The organism is Collimonas sp. (assembly GCF_039923675.1).
Classification (GTDB): Bacteria; Pseudomonadota; Gammaproteobacteria; order Burkholderiales; family Burkholderiaceae_D; genus Collimonas.
This window is the reverse complement of the sequence record NZ_JBDTCG010000089.1, coordinates 38183-54443: the sequence shown is the minus strand read 5'-3', so window position 1 is coordinate 54443 and position 16261 is coordinate 38183. Positions and strand designations below refer to the sequence as shown.

The window sequence follows — 16261 nt, the reverse complement described above, 5'->3', positions numbered from 1 at the left end:
ATCAATACACACCCATTTCAAGCAGTCTGATGATGGCCTGCAGAAATATTCATCGTGTGCTGTCCCTGCAATTCTTGCGGCACAACAAGGAGGAGAATATGTTGCAAAACCAGTCCCGCGTCATCCGGCTGCACGCCGACGACAACGTCGCGATTGCTTTAAGCGAACTGACTGCCGGCACCAATCTGGCCGAACTGAATGGCATCCAGATCACCGAAACCATTCCAGCCGGCCACAAGTTTGCATTGCGAGCATTGCAAACCGGCGATCCGGTCCGTCGCTACGGCCAGATCATTGGCTTTGTCAGCGCGCCAGCTACTGCCGGCCAGCACATCCATACCCAAAATGTATCGATGGGCGATTTCGCTCGCGATTATGCCTTTGGCAAAGATGTCAAATCTGTCCCCCGGCCGGCCGCAGAGCTCACCTTTCAAGGTATCCGCCGTGCCGACGGCGTAGTCGCCACCCGCAACTATATTGGCGTAGTCAGCACCGTCAACTGTTCCGCCACCGTCAGCAAAATGGTCGCACAGCATTTTGCCCAACCGGGAGCGTTGGATGCCTATCTTAACGTCGATGGCGTGGTGCCGGTCACGCATAGCTTTGGCTGCTGCATTGATCACAATGGCGAAGGAATCCAGCAATTGCGCCGCACCATCGGCGGCCTGATACGGCATGCCAATTTCGCCGGCGTGCTGGTCATCGGCCTTGGCTGCGAAGCCAACCAGATGGGAGCGATGTTCATGGCAGAAGGCATTACCCCCGGCGCCATGCTTCGAACACTGGTGATGCAGGAACAGGGCGGCACACAAAAAACCGTGGATGCGGCGATTGCTGCCGTTGCGAAAATGCTGCCGATCGCCAATCTGGTGCAACGCGAGCCGCTGTCGATTTCGCATCTCAGCGTTGCTTTGCAATGCGGCGGTTCAGATGGCTATTCCGGCATTACCGCTAATCCGGCGCTGGGCGTCGCCGTGGATCTTCTGGTGCAACATGGTGCGACGGCGATCCTGACCGAAACACCGGAAATTTACGGCGCAGAACATTTGCTGACCCGGCGCGCGATTTCCACCGAGGTCGGCGAGAAGCTGATTGAACGGATTCGCTGGTGGGAAACCTATGCCGAACGTGAAAAAGGCAGCATTGACAACAATCCTACGCCCGGCAACAAGGCTGGCGGCCTCAGCACCATTCTCGAAAAATCGTTGGGCGCGGTAGCCAAAAGCGGCTCCACTCCGCTAATGGGCGTGTATCGCTACGCTGAACCGATTGACACCCACGGCCTGGTATTCATGGATGCGCCGGGCTATGACCCGATGGGTGCCACAGGACAAATCGCCAGCGGCGCCAACCTGGTTGCCTTCACTACAGGGCGCGGTTCCTGTTTTGGCGCCAAGCCTGCCCCCTCCATCAAGATCGCCACCAACACCCGCATGTACCTGCGCATGCAAGACGACATGGACATCAACTGCGGCGACATCATGGATGGCGGTGCGACCGTACAACAGAAAGGCGAAGAAATTTTCCAGCTGCTGTTGCGCATCGCTTCCGGTGAAAAAAGTCGCAGTGAAGCACTGGGCGTCGGCAACGAGGAATTTGTGCCATGGATGATCGGCGCGCAAATGTAAGCAGGCCCGACATCCGTCATATGCACGGTGAATAAATAAAAATACCCAATAAAACCGCCCGATAGATGGCTAGGAGACAGCAATGAAAAAAATATCCGGACTCAGGTGGTGGATCATCGGCATGGTGATCCTTTGCACCGTTATCAACTACCTTGCGCGAAATTCGCTGGCGGTCATGTCGGTCCACCTGATGCAAGAACTGCATTTCGATACCAGGCAGTACGCTCTGATCGTCAATGCCTTCCAGGCCGGTTACATGATCATGCAACCGGTATGCGGCATGGTGATGGATATGATCGGCTTGCGCGCCGGGCTGGCGCTGTTTGCGGTCGGCTGGTCGCTGGCTTGCGCCGGGCATGTGTTCGCCACCGGCTGGGTCGGACTGGCGGGTTTTCGGCTGTTGCTGGGCATGACCGAAGCTGCGGTGATTCCGGCGGGGGTCAAGGCTGTCGGCGAATGGTTTCCACGGCAGGAGCGATCGGTGGCGGTCGGCTACAAGAATGCCGGCACCTCGATCGGCGCGATGGCGGCGCCACCGATCGTAGTATTCCTGATGACCATGTACAACTGGGAAATGGCGTTCCTTGTAATCGGCGTTGCCGGCATCTTGTGGGCGGTGCTGTGGTGCAGTTTTTATCGTCTGCCGGCCGATCACAAACACTTGAGCGAGGCAGAGCGTGGAATGATACTGAATGGCCAGGATGCGCCGATTCCTGTTGGTCAACGCAAAAAACCGTCCGTCAAGAAAATCCTGACGACGCGCCATTTCTGGGCGATTGCCATTCCCAAATTCCTGACGGAACCGGCCTGGCAGATTTTCAGTTTTTTCATCCCGCTATTTCTGATGAAAGAACGCGGCATGGATCTCAAGTCGATCGCCCTGTTTGCCTGGGTGCCCTTTCTCGCCGCCGACATGGGCGGCGTACTGGGTGGCTATCTGTCGCCGATCTATATGAAATATTTCAAAATCGATCTGATCCGCGCCCGTGTCTGGGCCATGGGCAGCGGCGCATTTTGCATGATAGCGCCCGGATTTATCGGCTGGGCGCTGAACCCCTATCTCGCCATAGGACTGTTCTGCATCGGCACCTTTGCCCATCAGATTATTTCCGTGCAGTTCAGCACGCTCGTAACCGACGTCTTTCCCACCAGCGAGCAAGCGACCACCAGCGGCTTTACCGGCATGGCTGCGTGGGCCGGCGGCTTGACAGTGACTGCCATCGTCGGCCTGGTGGTGGACAAAGTCGGCTACACCCCGATCTTTATCTCGCTTTCCGTGCTCGACCTGCTCGGCCTGGCCGTACTGTTCCTGCTAATCCGCGACAGATTCGAAAGACGTCCGTCCTTGGTGCCGGCAACAGTTTGATATCTGGTGGGCTGCCCTCATGACCCTGTCCCGCCAATTTCTTTAATTTGATTGCAAAGGAAATCTCTCATGTCGATGATCAATCCCCCCCTTTTCCACATTTCCCACAACAGCGGAAACAAAATCACGCTCACCAGCAACGATGGAGATGTCGCCCATTTATTTGTACTGGAACAAGATATCGTTCGGGTCATGGTGCTACCGGCAGGCAAGCAAAGCACGTTGAACAGCTGGGCCATCGCCCCTGGTCAGGAAGACGTCGCCACCGAAGGTCGCGACCGCTTCGATTTGAGCGGTTTTGCACTGCCTTCCTTCAAGCTGGACGAAAGCGGCGGCAAGCTGAAAATTGAAACCGCGCAGATACGCCTGACAGTGGCGTTGTCGGGCTTTTTCTGCAACTGGGAGATTCTTCAGCAAACCGCACAGGGCAGCCACTGGGTCGCCGTCGCCAGCGACCGGCCGACGCAGGCTTATAATTTTGGCTATTGGGATGAACGCTGCTATCACTATCTGGTACGCGAACCGGGTGAGATGTATTTCGGCCTGGGAGAACGCGCCGGCGATACCAATCGCGCGGGGCAGTCGCACCGGATGACCAACATCAATCCCCTCGGCTACAACGCAAAAACCACCGACACCCTGTACAAGCACATTCCGTTCTACATAACCTGGAAACCGGAGCTGCAAGCCGCGTTCGGCGTGTTCTACGACACCCTGTCGGATTGCACCATAGATATGGGGCGCGAGATAGACCAATATCATTTCCCGTATCGACATTTTATTGCCGACCACGGCATCCTCGACTATTACATCATCGCCGGCGACGCCAGGATCGACCAGGTCGTGCGGCGCTATACCTGGCTCACGGGACGACCGGCATTCATGCCCAAATGGTCGCTCGGTTATTCCGGCTCCACCATGTTGTACACCGAAGCCGCCAACGCCCAGGAACGGATGGGCGAATTCCTGGAAAAATGCGCCGAGCACGACATCCTTTGCGACTCATTCCACCTATCCTCCGGTTACACCACCATCAATGGCAAGCGCTATGTATTTAACTGGAACCACGACAAATTCCCTGATGCCAAGGGCTTTGCCTCCAGCTATATGGACAAAGGCGTGCACCTGGTGCCGAACATCAAGCCAGCATTGCTACGCTCCCATCCTTTGTTTGACGAGGCGCTTGAATCAGGACTGCTGATGTCAGATACCAAGGGCCAGCCAGGCTGGATCCAGTACTGGGGCGAAGTCGGCGTCTATCTCGATTTCACCAATCCAAAAACCTTGGACTGGTGGAAAGAAAAGGTCAAGACAGCGCTGCTCGAATACGGCCTGTCAGCCACTTGGAACGACAACAATGAATTTGAAATATGGTCTGATAAAGTTCTGGCCAAGGGTTTCGGCAGCAGCTACCCGGTGCGAGAAGCCAAGATATTGCAAACGCTGCTGATGATGCGCGCCTCGCGCCAGGCGCAGCAGGAATTCAGTCCGGAGAAACGCCCTTATGTGGTCACGCGCGGCGGCATGGCGGGCATGCAGCGCTATGCCCAGACCTGGTCTGGCGACAACACCACTTCCTGGCAAACGCTTAAATACAATATCAAGATGGGCTTGGGGCTGGCGCTTTCCGGGGTCTCCAACAGCGGTCACGACATCGGCGGCTTCTTTGGTCCGGCGCCGGACCAGGAACTGTTCATACGCTGGGTGCAATTCGGCATTTTCCTGCCACGCTTTTCGATACATTCATGGAACACCGACGGCAGTGTCAACGAACCGTGGATGTTTCCGCAAGCAACGCATCATGTGCGCGACCTGATCAAATTGCGCGCCAAGCTGACGCCATATCTGTATGACCTGCTGTGGCAAGCGCACGATCAGTATCAACCGGTCACGCGTCCAACCTTCTTCGATTTTCCGCAAGATGCGCGCTGCTTTGAAGAAAACGACGATCTGATGATCGGCCGTTCGCTACTGTTTGCACCCGTGGTCGAAGCGGGCCAGCGCACCCGGGATGTTTATCTTCCCGCAGGCTCCGACTGGATCGACTTCTGGTCCGGCGACCGCTTTGAAGGCGGTCAGACCGTCACGCTGGCAGCGCCATGGAGCCAGCCTCCGCTACTGGTGCGCGAGGGCAGCGCCATACCGGTCAACTTGGCCGAGCAGCATTTCGCCAAGCCCGATTGCCGCATCGGCTTCATGGTCTTCCCGCACCGGCAGGCAACAGAAGTCATCACTTCCTTTTTTGATGATGATGGCGAGTCCTATGCTTACCGCCAAAAGCAGCACGCCAGCTGGACCGTTACGGTCAAGACCGATGCCCATACAGTCGATCTGCGCCTTGCGTTTAAAAACACATCAGGCGCCGGGGAGGCTCAGAAGCAGGTCAAGATCATCCTGCCTGGTTCCGAACATCGCGCAGTGACCATTGCAGGAAAAGCGGCGCAACTTGTCTATGCTGAAGAGCAAGCATTTGTCATGGCAGACATCAGCTAAAGACAAGTCAAAACGCCTCATCCAGTGCGGATGAGGCGTTTTGACTTTCGAACCCGCAGGAACAGAGCAATACGCAAGTTATTTAGTGCCAAATATCCGGTCGCCGGCATCGCCCAAGCCCGGAACTATATACGCATGCGCATCCAAATGCGAATCCAGGCTAGCCACATACAGCTTGACGCCAGGATGCGCATCCTGGAACACCTGCACACCCTCAGGCGCAGCCACCAAGGCCAGGAAGATGATTTGCTCGTCACTGACACCGCGCTTCTTCAGCACATCAACCGCATGCACCGCAGAATTACCCGTCGCCACCATTGGATCGCAGACGATAAAGATCCGCTCCGCCAAATCCGGCAAGCGCACCAGGTACTCTACCGGCTGGTGCGTATCCGGATCGCGGTACACGCCGATATGGCCGACCCGCGCCGACGGCACCAGGTCCAGCAAGCCGTCGCTCATGCCGATTCCGGCGCGCAGCACCGGCACCACCGCCAGCTTGCGGCCGGCAATCACCGGCGCTTCCATACTCTGCATCGGCGTCTCGATCAACTGCGTAGTCAGCGGCAAATCGCGCGTGATTTCATAACCCATCAGCAGTGTAATTTCCCGCAGTAGCTGGCGGAACGTACGGGTCGACGTTTCCTTGCTCCGCATATGCGTCAGCTTGTGCTGGATCAACGGATGGTTGAGGATGAAGAGATTGGGGAAACGGGGATCGCTGAGCATGATAAATTGGATAAACGGATAAGGATGAAATAAGGCGCAGCCGGAATATTCTGTACACAAAAAAGGGGAGATTTCTCTCCCCTCCACGCTTCAGTATTTACTCAACGGCTGACTCTGTTTTGGGTATCAGCAATGCAAGAATTTCTTCAAGTTCATGACGCACTTCGAGAATATTCAGCTCGTTCTGCCTGGCTTCGGCGGCTTGCTCGGCTTCCACCACGCTGCCAAGACGGCCATCGAGCTTGTTGCGCGCGCCGCTGATGGTGAAACCGTGTTCATACAAGAGCTCGCGGATGCGGCGAATCAGCAGCACTTCATGGTGCTGGTAATAACGCCGGTTGCCGCGCCGCTTGACCGGCTTGAGCTGGGTGAACTCCTGCTCCCAATAGCGCAGCACATGCGGCTTGACGCCGCATAGGTCGCTGACCTCACCTATGGTGAAATAACGCTTGGCCGGAATCGGCGGCAATACGACAAGCTCGGACTTACTAACGCGATCGTTCATGAATTAGCTGGGAGAGCGGCGGCAAACTGTTGAATAGGCTGGACGGGTTGCAGGCTTGCGGCTTCAACCATGCCCTTGAGTTTCTGACTGGCGTGAAACGTCACCACGCGGCGTGCAGTGATAGGAATTTCTTCCCCCGTCTTGGGATTGCGGCCCGGACGCTGCGGCTTGTCGCGCAACTGGAAATTGCCGAAACCCGACAGTTTCACTGCCTCGCCGCGTTCCAGCGCATCGCGGATTTCATCGAAAAACGTTTCCACCATGTCCTTGGCTTCACGCTTGTTGAGACCAACCTGTTCAAACAAAAGTTCAGCCAGTTCCGCCTTGGTCAATGTCGGCAAATTCTTTTCTGCCTGCGAACGCGCTTGCGCTTCACGCATGGCCCGATTCAGATCGGCGTCCAGAACGGATTCAAATTCTACTGTCTGCATATTGTTCATTCTGTCGTTACGCCCCTGTCTTCCTGGATTGCTGCTGCCGGCGACGCGTTTGCCACTGCCATCGCGTTCATCCGGCTTTTTACCGCAGGTTTTATCATTAAATCATGCGATTTTGAGGCTAATCAAGCGCGTAATTTTGCTGTTGGCACCTTGCTGACAGCAGCGATCAAAGCAGACATGGCGGCTTCTACGGTGTCATCTTGGAGGGTGTTTTCAGTATCTTGCAAGGTAAAACGGAAAGCAAGACTTTTTTCGTCATTTTCCAACCCTTTGCCATGATATTCATCAAATAAAACAATGGCTTGCAGAATCCGGCATGCCGGATTTCCTTGCTGCTCAGCAGCAAAAACATCCAGTAAATCCTGTGCATAAACCGCTTGTTTTACCACCACTGCAAGATCGCGCACCACGGCAGGGAATTTCGAAATATCGACATACGCCGGCACTTGCCGTTGCTGCAACGCCAGCCCATCGACTTCGAACATGACCGGCGCCAAAGGCAGCTCATATTTCTGCTGCAGGCGCGGGTGCAGCTCGCCGATGAAACCGATCGCCTTGTCGCCCAGCAGCACTTGCGCCGAACGGCCGGGATGCAGCGCCGGGTGTTCGATTTTAGCGAAACGCAAAGTCACCGGTGCGAACAAGGCTTCCAGATCCGCTTTCACATCGAAGAAATCGACGCTACGGGCTGCCTGGCCCCATTGCTCGTCAGCTTGCGGGCCGTAAGCCAGACCGGCGACGCGCTTAGGCTGAGCGAAGCCAGCCACTGCCAGTGGACCGTTCTGCACTGCTGCGTCACGCATGTAGACTGCGCCGGCTTCAAAGATGCGCACACGGTTCAGCTTGCGGTTCAGATTGTATTTGACGTTGGCGATCAGGCTGCCGACCAGGGTCGAGCGCATCACGCTCATCTGGCTGGCGATCGGGTTGACCACCTTGATCGGCGCCAGGTTACCGGCAAAGTCGGCTTCCCAGGCTTCGTCGACAAAGCTGTAGTTGATCACTTCCTGGTAATCCAGGTCGGCCAGCTGGCGGCGGATCGTGAACAGCGAGCGCCGATGTTCCGGCGCGATATACATCGCGTTCGGCGCTACCGGCGGCAAGGCCGGGATATTTTCAAAACCGTAGACGCGGGCGATTTCCTCGATCAGGTCTTCCTCGATCTCGATATCGAAACGATACGACGGAGGCGTCACCGAGAACACGCCGTTCTCTTGCGTGAACGCCAGGCCCAGGCGAGTGAAGATATCAGCGATCTGGCTGTCCGACAAAGGTACACCGATGACGCGGATCGCGCGCGAGGTACGGACTTTGACCGCATCGCGCTTCGGCAGGTTGACGCTTTGATCGTCGATCGGACCGATCTTGGTTTCAGGCGTGCCGCAAATTTCGATCAGCAACGCAGTAATGCGTTCGATGTGCTCGACCGTAGTGGCGAAATCGACGCCACGTTCGAAGCGATGGCCGGCATCGGTCGAGAAATTGAAGCGGCGGGCGCGGCCCTGGATCGCTTGCGGCCACCAGAAAGCGGCTTCCAGATAGATGTTTTGGGTTTCCAGCGACACCGCCGTGGCGTCGCCGCCCATGATGCCGGCCAGCGATTCGATTTGCCGGTCATCGGCGATGACGCCGATCCAGTCGTCGACGCTGACGGTATTTCCATTCAACAGCTTGAGCGATTCGCCCGCCTTGCCCCAGCGGACATCGAGGCCGCCATGGATCTTGTCCAAGTCGAACACATGGGTTGGACGGCCGAGTTCCAGCATGACATAGTTGGAGATATCGACCAGGGCCGAGATCGGACGCTGGCCGCTACGCTCCAGGCGCTGCTTCATCCATTGCGGCGTCGCCGCCTTGGCGTTCAAGCCGCGGATCACGCGGCCGGAGAAACGGCCGCACAGGTCCGGCGCCGAAATCTTGACCGGCAAGGTTTCAGTGATGTTTGCTGCGACGACTTGGTATACCGGCTGCTTGAGCGACGTACCGGTCAGGGCCGACACTTCGCGCGCCACGCCCAGCACCGACAGGCAATCCGCCTTGTTCGGCGTCAGCTTGATAGTGAACTTGAGATCGTTCAGCTCATAGTAATCGCGGAAATTCTGGCCGACCGGCGCATCTTCCGGCAATTCCAGCAAGCCGCCATGGTCTTCCGACAGCTTCAGTTCACGCGCCGAGCACAACATGCCCTGCGACTCGACGCCGCGCAACTGACCCAGCTTGATTTCGAACGGCTTGCCATCCGCACCCGGCGGCAAAATCGCGCCAACCATGGCGCAAGGCACCTTGATGCCGGGACGCACGTTAGGCGCGCCGCAGACGATATTGAGATGCGTGCCGGTACCGACGTCGACCTGGCAGACATTCAAACGATCGGCGTTCGGATGCTTGGCGGTTTCGAGCACCAGGCCCACCACGATATTGGTAAAGGGCGGCGCCACCGGCTCGACCTCTTCCACTTCGAGACCGGACATGGTCAGCAAATGGGACAATTCGTCCGAAGTCATCTTCGGATCGACCATGGAACGCAGCCAGCTTTCAGAGAATTGCATAGGTAAAACCTTCAAAAACCTGTATCAGGATTTTAGGTGACTATTCAGTCAGCAGAAAATCACCCTCGGCGTCATTCCCGCGTACGCGGGAATCCATTCTCTCGTAACCTGGATCCCCGCGTTCGCGAGGATGACGGTGTAGTGTTCGTGCGGCGCTGAACAGCAGCAGTTTAATTAAATTGTTTCAGGAAACGCAGATCGCCTTCGTAGAACAGGCGCAGATCGTTGATGCCATAACGCAGCATCGTCAGACGTTCAATGCCGGAGCCGAACGCGAAGCCGATGAACTGTTCCGGATCCAGGCCCATGTTGCGTACCACATTCGGATGCACCTGGCCGGCGCCCGAGACTTCCAGCCAGCGTCCCTTTAGCGGACCGCTGCCGAAGGCAATATCAATCTCGGCCGAAGGCTCGGTGAACGGAAAATACGATGGACGGAAACGCACTTGCAGATCGTCGGTTTCGAAGAAGGCCTTGACGAAATTCAGGTAGACGCCTTTGAGGTCTGCGAAGCTGATGTCTTCGGCAATCCATAAGCCTTCAACCTGATGGAACATCGGCGAATGGGTCGCATCGCTGTCAACGCGATAAGTACGGCCCGGCGCGATGACCTTGATCGGCGGCTTGTTCATGCGCGCATAACGCACCTGCATCGGGCTGGTGTGGGTGCGCAGCAGCAGCGGCTTGCCTTCAGTGTCATTGCCTTCGATGTAGAAGGTATCCTGCATCGAACGCGCCGGATGGTTTTCCGGGCTGTTCAAGGCGGTAAAGTTGGTCCAGTCGGTTTCGATTTCAGGGCCGTCGGCCACATCGAAACCGATCGAACGGAAGATTTCTTCGATGCGCTGCCACGAACGCATCACCGGATGGATACCGCCGACGCCACGGCCACGGCCCGGCAAGGTGATATCGATCGCTTCGGCGTTCAGGCGCTCTTGCATCTGGGCGTTGGCCAAGGCGTCACGGCGCGCGGTCAGGGCGGCTTCGATCTGTTCCTTGGCATGGTTGATGACTGCGCCCTGGACTTTGCGCTCGTCGGCAGCCAGTTTGCCCAGCCCCTTCATCTGTTCGGTGATCTGGCCGGTCTTGCCCAGATATTTGGCTTTCGCATTTTCCAGCGCGGCGGCATCGACGGCGGCGCTGAAATCAGCCTGGGCTTGCGTTACTAGTTGTTCTAGGGAGTTCATGCAGTTTTCCTGCTCCAATGAAGCCGAAATACGCCAGTCAATTGAAAAACCAGCGGTTAAAAACACAAACGGGGCATAAGGTGTTGACCTCTGCCCCGCTCGGGATTGCCATGCCGCAGAACTGCGCGGCGCTGGCAAAACTACATAAGAAACTTACGCAGCGATGTTGGCCTTGACTTGATTGACAATCGCAGCAAACGCTGGCTTGTCCATCACTGCCATATCAGCCAGAACCTTACGGTCCAGTTCGATCGAAGCACGCTTCAGACCGTTCATGAATACGCTGTATGTCACGCCATGCTCACGGGAAGCGGCGTTGATACGAGCAATCCACAAAGCACGGAATACGCGCTTCTTGTTGCGGCGGTCACGGTATGCGTATTGACCAGCGCGCATAACCGCTTGCTTGGCTACACGATAGACTTTACTGCGACGACCGCGGTAACCCTTGGCTTGCACCAAGATTTTTTTATGACGGGCACGAGCTGTAACCCCACGTTTTACTCTAGGCATAATAACTCCTTAGTATGAGGTTAAGCGTTCGGCAACATGCGCGTAACGGATACCATGTTGTGGTCATTGACCCCAACGGAACCGCGCAATTGACGTTTGTTTTTGGTGGTCTTCTTGGTCAGGATGTGGCGTTTGAACGCTTGACCGCGTTTAACAGTTCCACCCGGACGTACGCGGAAACGCTTTTTAGCGCCGCTTTTGGTCTTCATTTTTGGCATGACACTATCTGTCCTTTGAGGACAGCTCCTTTTTTAACATGATTGCAGGTGGCAACATAACGTTACGCTTGGATGCCTGCTCTCACTTGTTTAAACCCAACTGCCCGACTACCACAGCCAGATTTGGCAACAGAATCTTCCCTGCCGCTTTTTGGATCGCCCGGATAGTTACTCATCCAGGCCACCTAAAATCTATATCAGTTGAAGACAGAGTAATTCGCCACGCTGCGGTGGCTCTTAAACTTTTTCCCCAATTTGTTATTTTTTCTTCTTCGGACCGATGATCATGATCATCTGACGCCCTTCCATCTTCGGCCACTGCTCGACCTGGCCATACGGTTCCAGATCTGCTTTCAGACGTTCCAGCATACGCATGCCGATGTCTTGGTGAGCCATTTCACGGCCGCGGAAACGCAGCGTGATCTTGACCTTGTCGCCGTCTTCGTCCAGGAAGCGGGTCAAATTGCGCAGCTTGATGTTGTAATCACCATCATCGGTACCTGGACGGAATTTGACTTCCTTCACCAGAATGACCTTCTGCTTCAACTTGGCTTCGTGCGCCTTCTTCTGCTCCTGGTACTTGAACTTGCCGTAGTCCATCAAACGGGCTACCGGTGGCTGTGCTGTCGGTGCGATTTCCACCAGGTCAACGTTCGCCTCTTCCGCCAGGCGGAAGGCATCAGCCAGACTGACGATACCGAGTGCTTCGTTCTCGACACCGGATAGGCGCAATTCTGGCGCAGTAATTTCGCCGTTGATGCGATGTGACTTGTCCGTAGCTATTGCAGTTTCCTTTAAAAATCAAATAATTAAGCCGTGCTCTGGCGCTTAGGGTTGCCCCGTTCAGGCTTTGGTCTCGACCTCGTTCTTGAGGCGCTCCACCAGTACATCGATAGGCATCACACCCAGATCGACATTGCCCCGCGCTCGCACGGCCACTGTGTTTGCATCCCGCTCTTTATCACCGACAACCAGTATATAAGGCGGCTTCTGCAAAGAATGCTGCCGTATTTTATAGGTAATCTTCTCATTACGCAAATCAGTCTCTACCCTAAACCCTTGTTTTTTCAGCGTTTGTGCAACATTCTGCACATATTCAGACTGGGCATCGGAGATATTCAAAACAACAACTTGCACTGGAGCAAGCCACAGAGGCATCGCACCGGCATGGTTTTCGATCAGCATACCGATAAAACGCTCCAGCGAGCCGACGATCGCCCGATGCAGCATGACCGGCACTTTACGGCCGTTGTCTTCAGTGACATATTCCGCGCCGAGCCGGCCCGGCATCGAAAAATCGACCTGCATGGTGCCGCATTGCCAGGAACGGCCGATCGAATCCTTCAGGTGATACTCGATTTTCGGACCATAGAATGCACCCTCGCCCGGCAATTCCTCCCACTCGGTACCCGAGGCGCGGATTGCCTCGCGCAAGGAATTTTCAGCCTTGTCCCAGACATCGTCCTCACCTACCCGCTTGTCGGGACGCAACGCCAGCTTGACCGCCACTTCAGTGAAACCGAAATCGGCGTACACCTTGCGCACCACTTTATCGAAGGCGGCGACCTCTTCCTGCACTTGCTCTTCCGTACAGAAAATATGGCCATCATCCTGGGTAAAGCCGCGCACCCGCATCATGCCATGCAAGGCGCCAGACGGCTCATTGCGATGGCATTGGCCGAATTCGCCGAAACGCAAAGGCAGGTCGCGATAGCTATGCAGGCTGGAATTGAAAATCTGGATATGCCCAGGGCAATTCATCGGCTTCAACGCGTAGCTGCGATTTTCCGATTCAGTCGTAAACATGTTGTCGCGATAATTTTCCCAATGGCCTGTCTTTTCCCACAAGGAACGGTCCAGTATCTGCGGCGCCTTGACTTCTTGATAACCATTGTCCTGATAAACGCGGCGCATGAACTGTTCGACCTGTTGCCAGATAGTCCAGCCTTTCGGATGCCAGAAAATCAAGCCCGGCGCTTCATCCTGGAAATGGAACAGGTCCAGCGCACGGCCCAGCTTGCGGTGGTCGCGCTTTTCCGCCTCTTCCAGCATGTGCAGATAAGCCTCCTGCTCATCCTTCTTGGCCCAGGCAGTCCCGTAGACCCGCTGCAGCATTTCATTTTTCGCATCGCCGCGCCAGTAGGCGCCGGCCAGCTTCATCAGCTTGAACACTTTCAGCTTGCCGGTCGATGGCACGTGCGGCCCGCGGCACAAGTCGGTGAATTTACCTTCTGTGTAGAGAGAGACTTCCTGGTCTTGCGGAATCGAGCCGATCAGCTCCGCCTTGTAGGCCTCGCCGATCGATTCAAAATAGGCAATCGCTTCATCGCGCGCCACTACCTTGCGTGTGACCGGCTCATCCTTCTTGGCCAGCTCGGCCATCTTCTTTTCGATTTCCAGCAAGTCTTCCGGGGTAAACGGACGCTTGTAAGCGAAATCGTAGTAAAAGCCGTTGTCGATTACCGGACCGATAGTCACTTGCGCATCGGGAAACAGTTCCTTGACCGCATACGCCAGCAAATGCGCTGTCGAGTGACGGATCACTTCCAGGCCGTCGGCATCCTTGTCGGTCACGATCGCCAGTTCGACATCACGCTCGATCAGGAAAGACGTATCCACCAATTTGCCATCGACCTTGCCGGCCAGCGCCGCCTTGGCCAGCCCGGCGCCGATGCTGGCGGCGACCTGCGCCACAGTCAGCGGCGCATCGAATTGACGCTGTGAACCATCGGGAAGTTTGACTGCAATCATTTTGAGCCCCATATCGGCGGTCGCTCGGGACCATGCCGGATTAAATTGAATTAATTAATTTGTACATTACAAAAACGCGGACGAAAAAAAACGCGGACCAGCCGCGCTTTTTTCATCATGCAGGTAGAAAAAGGCCTCGACTAGCGTCGCTCACAGATTGTGGTGGTAGTTCGCGGTGTCATAACCGGGATGCCTTTCTCGCTCTTACAGATGTTCAATTGATTTCAGCTGGCCCGCCAAAGAAATGGCGGCAACTGGATGCTACCGATCATACCAGAAAATTTATACGGAATGGCAAGCGCGCAACATAGGGTGTTGCTAATCTGCCTAAATCGCGCTGAAGGCACGACAGGCAGATTTGACTTACTTCGCTACAGCAGCCAACGGCTCGCTACGATTCCACCAGCCGCCACCCAAAGCCTGGAACAACGCCGCCGTATCGGCAAACCGTGCCGCCTGCGCCTGCGCCACCGCGATCACAGCTTGCTGATAGGTTTGCTGTGCGGTCAGCAGGGTCTGCGGCGTGGCGGCGCCAAGCTTGACCGATTTACGCGAAATCTCCAGGCTGTTTGCCGCCGCACGTTCAGCCAGATATTGCGCTTGCAGCGCATCGGCGTCATATTGCAGGGCGCGCAGACTGTCGGCGACGTTCTGGAAAGCGTGGATAACGGTGCTTTGATACTGCGCCGCGGCCTGGTCCAGCAACGCTTCCGAAGCGCGTTTCTTGTGCAGCAGCGCGCCGCCTGCAAACAGCGGCTGCGTCAAGCCGCCGACCAGGCTCCATAGGCCGGTGCCTGAGGTGAACAAGTCGCCCATTTGCGCCGCCGCGCTGCCGATATTGGCGCTCAGCGTAATCTGCGGCAGCATATTGGCGGTCGCCACGCCGACGGCGGCGCTGGCGGCATGCAGCAGGGCTTCCGCCGAGCGCACGTCGGGCCGTTGCCGGACCAGGCTGGATGGCAGGCTGACCGGCAATTGCTGCGGCAAAGTGAGACTGGCCAGGTCGAATTTCTGTTCCAGTTCTTCGCTCGGGAAGCGCCCTGCCAGCACGGTCAAGAGATCGCGCTGCAGCGCCAGCGATTTTTGCAACGGCGGCAGGCTGGCCCGGGTCTGGGCCACTGCCGCCTGCTGCACCACAACGTCGGCCTGGGCCACATCGCCCAGCTGATACTGGCGCTGCAACAGCGCCAGCAATTCGCCCTGGATCTTGAGTACTTCCTGCGTCGCCGCAATCTGCGCCCGCAATCCCGCCTCCTGCACTGCGGCCGCGACCACATTCGAGGTCAGCGTCAAATACGCCCCTTCCAGCAGGAATTTCTGCTGCTCAGCCTGCGCTTGCAAGCCTTCGACCTGATGCCGGTTGCCGCCGAAAGCATCCAGCGTGTAGGAAACACTGACCTGTGCAGTATACAGATTGAATGGCGAAGTGCCCTGGCCAGCCGATACCGGCTGCTTCTGCCGGGTCGGCACAAGACTGCCGTTCGCACTCGGGAAAAATGCGCCCTGCTGCACCGTCACCTGCTCCTGCGCCGCGCGCAGCGCCGCCTGCGCCGATTGCAGATCGGGATTGGCCTTGAGCGCCTGCTCGATCACCGCGTTCAATGCCGGTGAATTGAACAAGGTCCACCACTGGGCTGGTATATCCATGCCGTCGACAAATTGCTGGGCGTCGCCGCCGATGGTGGCGGTGGATGGGGTTCTGGATTCGAACGGCTCTTTGGTGTAGCCCTTGACCGCGGGCGCCTCCGGTTGCCGGAAATCCGGTCCGGCGGCGCAGCCTGACAAAGCCAGGATCAGCGCCAGCGCCGACACCGGTCCGAGACGCGCGCCTTTGGTCTTCGCGGTTGAATGGGATGTAAATGTGCTCATGTTTTCACCTGCT

Annotated in this window: 13 protein-coding genes; 3 read left to right on the top strand and 10 right to left on the bottom strand. The window is 56.5% G+C overall.

What is annotated here, in order from left to right:
* Positions 1-98: 98 nt before the first annotated feature.
* From ABI171_RS19095 to ABI171_RS19085, 3 genes are all read left to right on the top strand, one after another.
* Positions 99-1628 carry an altronate dehydratase family protein gene (locus ABI171_RS19095; RefSeq protein ID WP_348094119.1) on the top strand — a complete coding sequence of 510 codons (1530 nt, stop codon included), beginning with the start codon at positions 99-101 and terminating at the stop codon, positions 1626-1628.
* 82 nt (positions 1629-1710) lie between these two features.
* Entirely contained in the window at positions 1711-2994 is a 1284-nt protein-coding gene (locus tag ABI171_RS19090) for an MFS transporter (RefSeq protein WP_348094118.1), read from the top strand.
* 69 nt (positions 2995-3063) lie between these two features.
* Positions 3064-5487 carry a glycoside hydrolase family 31 protein gene (locus tag ABI171_RS19085; RefSeq protein WP_348094117.1) on the top strand — a complete coding sequence of 808 codons (2424 nt, stop codon included), beginning with the start codon at positions 3064-3066 and terminating at the stop codon, positions 5485-5487.
* A 78-nt stretch (positions 5488-5565) separates the two neighbouring features.
* Here ABI171_RS19085 and upp read toward each other — a convergent pair whose 3' ends face one another.
* The 10 genes from upp to ABI171_RS19035 all read right to left on the bottom strand — a co-directional run bounded on the left by upp (position 5566) and on the right by ABI171_RS19035 (position 16248).
* A complete protein-coding gene (upp, locus tag ABI171_RS19080; RefSeq protein ID WP_098492967.1) occupies positions 5566-6216 on the bottom strand; it encodes a uracil phosphoribosyltransferase in 651 nt (216 codons plus the stop codon).
* Positions 6217-6313: 97 nt separating this feature from the next.
* The gene (locus ABI171_RS19075; protein ID WP_348094116.1) at positions 6314-6721 is read right to left on the bottom strand and encodes a MerR family transcriptional regulator; all 408 of its coding nucleotides are present in this window, start codon (positions 6719-6721) and stop codon (positions 6314-6316) included.
* A complete protein-coding gene (locus ABI171_RS19070; protein ID WP_348094115.1) occupies positions 6718-7161 on the bottom strand; it encodes an integration host factor subunit alpha in 444 nt (147 codons plus the stop codon). The genes ABI171_RS19075 and ABI171_RS19070 overlap by 4 nt, the downstream gene beginning before the upstream one ends.
* 122 nt (positions 7162-7283) lie before the next feature.
* A complete protein-coding gene (gene pheT / locus ABI171_RS19065) occupies positions 7284-9710 on the bottom strand; it encodes a phenylalanine--tRNA ligase subunit beta (RefSeq protein WP_348094114.1) in 2427 nt (808 codons plus the stop codon).
* 170 nt (positions 9711-9880) lie between these two features.
* Positions 9881-10897: a phenylalanine--tRNA ligase subunit alpha gene (gene pheS, locus ABI171_RS19060; RefSeq protein ID WP_348094113.1), complete on the bottom strand. Its 1017-nt coding sequence runs from the start codon at positions 10895-10897 to the stop codon at positions 9881-9883.
* A gap of 153 nt (positions 10898-11050) precedes the next feature.
* On the bottom strand, positions 11051-11410 hold the full coding sequence (gene rplT, locus ABI171_RS19055; protein WP_014005489.1) for a 50S ribosomal protein L20: 360 nt from the start codon (positions 11408-11410) through the stop codon (positions 11051-11053).
* 20 nt (positions 11411-11430) lie between these two features.
* Positions 11431-11628 (bottom strand): 50S ribosomal protein L35, encoded by a 198-nt coding sequence (gene rpmI / locus ABI171_RS19050; RefSeq protein ID WP_348094112.1) that lies wholly within the window; start codon positions 11626-11628, stop codon positions 11431-11433.
* A gap of 258 nt (positions 11629-11886) precedes the next feature.
* On the bottom strand, positions 11887-12411 hold the full coding sequence (gene infC / locus ABI171_RS19045) for a translation initiation factor IF-3 (protein ID WP_348094188.1): 525 nt from the start codon (positions 12409-12411) through the stop codon (positions 11887-11889).
* A 60-nt stretch (positions 12412-12471) separates the two neighbouring features.
* Complete coding sequence (gene thrS / locus ABI171_RS19040) at positions 12472-14379, bottom strand: threonine--tRNA ligase (RefSeq protein WP_348094111.1); 1908 nt, start codon at positions 14377-14379, stop codon at positions 12472-12474.
* Between the two features lie 363 nt (positions 14380-14742).
* Positions 14743-16248, bottom strand: a complete 1506-nt coding sequence (locus ABI171_RS19035; protein WP_348094110.1) for an efflux transporter outer membrane subunit — start codon at positions 16246-16248, stop codon at positions 14743-14745.
* Positions 16249-16261: the final 13 nt, after the last annotated feature.